Raw genomic sequence first — 6,166 nt, forward strand, 5'->3', positions numbered from 1 at the left:
CGCCGCCCGCCATGAACCGGGCCACCACCTCTTCGGGAAAGTCGTCGTCGACGTGGCCCAGGATCGCATCTTCCTTGGCAGGGAAGTAGTTGAAGAAGGTCCGGCGGGAGATGCCCGCGCGCTCGCAGACTTCCTCCACGGTGTAGCCGCTGAGGCCGCGTTCGGCGGTCAGGGAACGCGCGACGGCGGTGATCGCCGCCCGTGTTGCGGCCCGCTTGCGCTCGCGGAGGCCGCCCGAAGTAATTGCACTGTTTCCCATGGAGTGTATTTTTGCACTTAATCATAAATAGTGCAAAAGATACTTTGAACTGTGTGGGTTGTTTGGGCTGTTGCCGCCAATAATGTCGCTGCCCGGCCGTAGCCTGCTCCTGTCCAGCCATACCGCTGGCAACAGGTGGCCCGCGACGAGGCAGAAGCGCCGTCGGGGCCGGAAATGGGGAAGCATGACAGATTCAGCCCCGACGCACGTGTACGTCCTCCTGGACCGTTCCGGGTCGATGAGCGCCATCGCCGATGACACTGTGGGCGGGTTTGCGGCGTTCATCCGCGAACAGCGGGCAGTGGCGGGCCGGTGCCGGCTGTCGCTGGCGCAGTTCGATGACACCTACGAGCGCGTCTACGCCTCGGTGGACATCCAGGACGTGCCGGCCCTTGACCTGCAGCCGCGGGGCAGCACCGCCCTGCACGACGCCATGGTCCGGCTGATCGGCGAAGCGGGTGCGGAACTGGCGGCCCTCCCGGAGGATCAGCGCCCCGGCACTGTGCTGGTGGCCGTGCTGACGGACGGCCACGAGAACTCCTCGCGCGAGGCCACGGGCGAGCTGGTCAAGGCCCTGGTCCAGCGGCAGCAGAGCCAGTGGGGCTGGCAGTTCACGTATTTGGGCGCCAACCAGGACGCCGTATTGACCGCCGGCGGCCTCGGCATCCGCGCCGAAGACGCCCTGACCTATGCCGCCGGGAACGTCGATGCTGCCTTCTCCGTCCAGTCCGCCAAGACGCGGCGGTTGCGGGAGGCACGGATCGGCGGTGCCAGCATGGCGGATGCCGCGGCCGCGGCGGCGTACACGGCGCAAGAGCGGGAGGCCGCCGGCGGGGAACCGCCCAGGGTCTAAGTTCTGACCTGCGGTGCAGACATGCCGACGGCCGGCACCCTTCCAGAAAGGATGCCGGCCGTCGGCGGTTGTACTCTTCGAGGGCGGCGCCGCCCGGAGCCGTTTAGGCCTTGTGCGGCGGGCGCGTCATGGACATGACGTCCAGGGCGGTGTCCAGCTGCTCTTCGGTCAGTTCGCCGCGCTCGAGGAAGCCCATGGAGACGACGGTCTCACGGATGGTCAGGCCCTCGGCCACGGCCTTTTTGGCGATCTTGGCGGCGTTCTCGTAGCCGATGAACTTGTTCAGCGGGGTCACAATCGACGGCGAGGCCTCGGCGAGGAAGCGGGCGCGCTCGACGTTGGCGGTGATGCCGTCGATCATCTTGTCGGCCATGACGCGGCTGGTGTTGGCCAGCAGGCGCACGGATTCAAGGAGGTTGGCGGCCATGACAGGGATGCCGACGTTGAGTTCGAAGGCGCCGTTGGTGCCGGACCACGCGATGGCGGTGTCATTGCCGATCACCTGGGCGCAGACCATGATGGAGGCTTCGCAGATGACGGGGTTGACCTTGCCGGGCATGATCGACGAGCCCGGCTGCAGGTCCGGGATGGCGATTTCGCCGAGGCCGGTGTTGGGGCCGGAGCCCATCCAGCGCAGGTCGTTGTTGATCTTCATGAAGGAAATCGCGATGTTGCGCAGCTGGCTGGACGCTTCGATGAGGCCGTCCCGGTTGGCCTGGGCCTCGAAGTGGTCGCGGGCCTCGGTCAGGGGCAGTCCGGTGTCGGCCGCCAGCAGTTCGATCACGCGCTCCGGGAATCCGGCCGGCGTGTTGATGCCGGTGCCCACGGCGGTGCCGCCAAGCGGGACCTCGGCGACGCGGGGGAGGGCGGCGTTGATGCGCTCGATGCCGTAGCGGACCTGCGCGGCGTAGCCGCCGAACTCCTGGCCCAGCGTGACGGGGGTGGCGTCCATGAGGTGCGTGCGGCCGGACTTCACGACGTCCTTGAATTCGGTGGCCTTGCGTTCCAGCGACTCCGCCAGGTAGCCGAGGGCCGGGATCAGATCGTTGATCAGGGCGGACGTGGCGGCGACGTGGACGGACGTGGGGAAGACGTCATTGGAGGACTGCGAGGCGTTGACGTGGTCGTTCGGGTGGACAACCTTCTCGCTACCGGCGGACTTCAGGGCCCGCGAGGCGAGCTCGGCGAGGACCTCGTTGGTGTTCATGTTCGAGGACGTCCCGGACCCGGTCTGGAAGACGTCAATCGGGAAGTCGCCGTCGTACTTGCCGGCGGCAACCTGGTCGGCGGCGTCGGCAATCGCCTGGGCGAGCTCGCCGTCGAGCACCCCCAGTTCTGCGTTTGCCTGGGCGGCGGCCTTCTTCACCCGTGCCAGGGCTTCGATGTGGGCGCGCTCCAGCGTCTTGCCGGAGATCGGGAAGTTCTCGACTGCCCGCTGCGTCTGTGCGCGGTACAGGGCGTTCACGGGAACGCGGACTTCGCCCATCGTGTCGTGTTCAATGCGGAACTCTTCGGTGTTCAACTCATCTGTGGAAGTCATGGGGCTAGCTTATTGGGAGTAGGAGTCCCACCGAAAACCGTGAGCAGGCTGCGACGGCCGGGCGCCGGGGTTTACAGCCTGCCGATGCTGGAAACGAGATCGGCCCGGCCGTCAGCCAAGCTGTAGGCGAGGCCGATCACGGCGGTGCGGCCGCTGTCGACTGCGCCCGAAATCACCCGGGAACTGTCCACCAGCCGCTGCGAGGTCTGCTTGACGTTCTCGACCACCATGTCGTTGACGTCGGTCTGATTGTTACGCAGCGAGGTCAACACGGACGGGGTGATCCGCTCCACCAGGCTGCGGATGAAACCGACCGGCATCTGGCCGGTTTCCACGGCGTTCTTGGTTGCGGTGACAGCACCACAACTGTCGTGCCCCAGGACGACGATCAGAGGGACGTCCAGTTCGCTGACGCTGTATTCCAGCGAGCCAAGCACGGCGTCGTCGATCACCTGGCCGGCGGTGCGGACCACAAAGGCGTCCCCGAGGCCGAGGTCGAAGATGATTTCGGCGGCAAGCCTGGAGTCGGCGCAACCGAAGATCACCGCGAAGGGGTGCTGGTTTTCAACCAGCGACGAGCGTCGCGACGCGTCCTGGTTGGGGTGTGATGACGTGCCGGCGACAAAACGCTTGTTGCCTTCACGGAGACGCTGCCAGGCGAGTGCGGGAGTCAGATAAGTAGCCACGTGGCCACTTTACGGTGAAGGGCTGGCCGAAGGTGAAACTGTTGCGTCTGGCGTGCTGGACGATGCCCCGGCGGGCGGATTGCTTTCGAGTGACTTCACCACGGCGGTGGCCAGGGCGGAGAACTCCTCCAGCGTCGCGGATCCGGAGAGGATGACGGTGGTGCCGCGATCAGTCAGCACCATGGATTTCTCGCCCTTGCCGGTGTCGCGCAGTTCCCAGTCGCGGCCGCCGGCGTTGCGGGTGCCGGTCACGGGAGCGTTCTTGGTCTGCTGCAGGAGCCAGGTGGGGTTGGCCGTGCGGGTCTGCACGAGGGCGATGAAGGATTCCTTGGGCGTCAGGTAGCCGACTTCCCAGGCGGGGACGCCGCTGCCGGCGCCGGACTCCCAACGGGCGTAGTTGGCGCGGAATGTGTCGCCGGTATCGGCCGCCACGGGTGTGAATCCCGCCACACCCGCCGCGTTCTGCGCGGTGGCGCTGACATTGACGTTGGGCCGGTAACCGTCGGTCTTCGGAGAAGGATTCATGAGGACGATCGGCAGGAACGCGGCGATGCTCACCACCAGGGCGATGATCATGCCCATCACGGAGGCGTTGGCGCGTTTGGCCGCCGCGGCGGCGATGACGGGCTTCACGGGGGGCTGTCCGGAAGGGTCCGGGCCTGCCGCGGGGGAGCTGCCAGCCGGCGAACCGGGGGCGGCGGGGGAAGCGTCCTGCAATTCACTCACCCCTCTATAGTCGCGCATGTCCGGGCCGATCTCACATTCGCGGCGCAGCGGCCCCTCCGACGGTGAAGTGCGTCACGCGCCGGACATCCCATGACCTTGCGGGCCCGCCCCGACTATGATCAATATCAGACGAATCACCGCGACGGATCGATCCTGGCCGTACGGGTTCAACGACCGCCACTCGAAGAAGAGGTTCACGTGACACCAGCGCCCATGTCCCAGAAGTACTCCACGCTTTCCCCCTCGCTCGCCGTCGGGATCGATGAGCCTGACCGCAACCTCGCGCTGGAACTTGTCCGCGTCACGGAAGCCGCGGCCATCGCCGGCGGCCACTGGGTGGGTTTCGGCGACAAGAACAAGGCCGACGGCGCCGCCGTGGACGCCATGCGCTCTTTCCTGCAGACCGTGCACTTCAACGGCGTCGTTGTCATCGGTGAGGGCGAGAAGGACGAAGCCCCGATGCTGTTCAACGGCGAGCACGTCGGTGACGGCACCGGGCCCGAGTGCGACGTCGCCGTCGACCCCATCGACGGAACCCGGCTGACTGCCCTTGGCATCAACAACGCCCTGGCGGTCCTGGCCGTGGCCGAACGCGGCTCCATGTTCGATCCCTCCGCCGTGTTCTACATGGAAAAGCTCGTCACCGGCCCGGAAGCGGCCGACATGGTGGACCTGCGCCTGCCGGTCAAGCAGAACCTGCACCTGATCGCCAAGGCCAAGGGCGTCAAGGTCAACCAGCTCAACGTCATGATCCTGGACCGCGACCGGCACCGCCCCCTCGTGGAGGAAATCCGCGAAGCCGGCGCCCGCACGAAGTTCATCATGGACGGCGACGTCGCGGGGGCCATCGCCGCTGCGCGTGCCGGCACCGGAGTCGACGCCCTCATGGGCATCGGCGGAACCCCGGAAGGCATCGTCGCTGCCTGCGCCATCAAGTCCCTCGGCGGCGTCATCCAGGGCCGCCTGTGGCCCACGAGTGACGAAGAGAAGCAGAAGGCGATCGACGCCGGCCACGATCTGGAGCGCGTGCTCTCGACCAACGACCTCGTCTCCAGCGACAACTGCTACTTCGCGGCCACCGGCATCACCGACGGCGACCTCCTCAAGGGCGTCCGCTACTCCAAGGACAAGGTCCTCACCCAGTCCATCGTGATGCGCTCCAAGTCCGGCACGATCCGCTTTGTCGACGGCGAACACCAGGCCAGCAAGTGGGAAGGCTACGCCCGCAGGAGCTAGCACCTGAACGGCAACACTGAACTGCACGATAGAGCACAGCGAATCCCGGGCCGCCTCCGCGGTCCGGGATTCGTCGTCTTAAACCAGGTGCATGATGATGTCTATTGCGGTGGGGCGGCCGTGGCCCGTGGGATTAGATAGGGTGGAGCCATGACGTGGCTCGTAACTGGCGGTGCAGGATATATCGGTTCTCATGTGGTTTCCGCTTTGCGCGGTGCCCGGATCCAGCCGGTGGTGATTGACTCCCTCTCCAGCGGGCACCGTGAGTTCGTGCCGGCCGATGTGCCGTTCATCCATGGCAGCATCCTCGACGCCGACCTCGTGGCCCGCACGCTGCGGGAGCACGCGGTGACCGGGGTGATCCACCTAGCCGGTTTCAAGTACGCCGGGGTTTCCGTCCAAGAGCCGCTGCTGACCTATGAACAGAACGTCACGGGCACCGCGCAACTGCTCAAGGCCATGGAGCTCAGCGGCGTCGACAAACTGGTGTTCTCCTCGTCCGCGGCTACCTACGGCACGCCCACCGGCGACATCGTCACCGAAGCGACGCCCACCAACCCGGAATCGCCCTACGGCGAGAGCAAACTCATCGGCGAGTGGCTGATCCGTGACCAGGGCCGGGCCCGGGGCCTGAACCACACCTCGCTGCGGTACTTCAATGTGGTCGGCTCAGGTGCGCCCGAGCTTTACGACACCAGCCCCCATAACCTTTTCCCGATCGTGCTGCGGGCGCTCACGGCCGGTAAGACGCCGCGCATCAACGGCATCGACTACAACACGCCGGACGGCACCTGCGTGCGCGACTACGTGCACGTGGTCGACCTGGCCACCTCGCATGTGGCCGCCGCCCAGGCGCTCGAGGCGGG

7 protein-coding genes are annotated in these 6,166 nt (G+C 66.4%); 3 read left to right on the plus strand and 4 right to left on the minus strand.

The features are described from left to right. Nucleotides 1-259, minus strand: a 259-nt coding sequence (locus Y706_RS25820) for a TetR family transcriptional regulator (RefSeq protein WP_043436263.1), incomplete at its 3' end; no start/stop codon positions are given. A 184-nt stretch (nucleotides 260-443) separates the two neighbouring features. On the opposite strand from Y706_RS25820, the gene Y706_RS0115895 reads away from it, so the two are divergent. After that, entirely contained in the window at nucleotides 444-1,112 is a 669-nt protein-coding gene (locus Y706_RS0115895; RefSeq protein WP_028277380.1) for a vWA domain-containing protein, read from the plus strand. A gap of 103 nt (nucleotides 1,113-1,215) precedes the next feature. Here Y706_RS0115895 and Y706_RS0115900 read toward each other — a convergent pair whose 3' ends face one another. The 3 genes from Y706_RS0115900 to Y706_RS25825 all read right to left on the minus strand — a co-directional run bounded on the left by Y706_RS0115900 (nucleotide 1,216) and on the right by Y706_RS25825 (nucleotide 4,082). Next, the gene (locus Y706_RS0115900) at nucleotides 1,216-2,652 is read right to left on the minus strand and encodes a class II fumarate hydratase (RefSeq protein ID WP_028277381.1); all 1,437 of its coding nucleotides are present in this window, start codon (nucleotides 2,650-2,652) and stop codon (nucleotides 1,216-1,218) included. A 71-nt stretch (nucleotides 2,653-2,723) separates the two neighbouring features. Next, entirely contained in the window at nucleotides 2,724-3,338 is a 615-nt protein-coding gene (locus tag Y706_RS0115905; RefSeq protein ID WP_028277382.1) for a carbonic anhydrase, read from the minus strand. Between the two features lie 9 nt (nucleotides 3,339-3,347). After that, nucleotides 3,348-4,082, minus strand: a complete 735-nt coding sequence (locus Y706_RS25825) for a DUF4245 domain-containing protein (protein WP_043436264.1) — start codon at nucleotides 4,080-4,082, stop codon at nucleotides 3,348-3,350. Nucleotides 4,083-4,277: 195 nt separating this feature from the next. On the opposite strand from Y706_RS25825, the gene glpX reads away from it, so the two are divergent. Then, nucleotides 4,278-5,300 (plus strand): class II fructose-bisphosphatase, encoded by a 1,023-nt coding sequence (gene glpX, locus Y706_RS0115915; RefSeq protein ID WP_028277383.1) that lies wholly within the window; start codon nucleotides 4,278-4,280, stop codon nucleotides 5,298-5,300. A gap of 150 nt (nucleotides 5,301-5,450) precedes the next feature. Next, on the plus strand, nucleotides 5,451-6,166 hold a 716-nt coding region (locus Y706_RS25830; RefSeq protein WP_043436266.1), incomplete at its 3' end, for an NAD-dependent epimerase/dehydratase family protein.

This window comes from Arthrobacter sp. I3, assembly GCF_000520575.1.
GTDB lineage: Bacteria > Actinomycetota > Actinomycetes > Actinomycetales > Micrococcaceae > Arthrobacter > Arthrobacter humicola_A.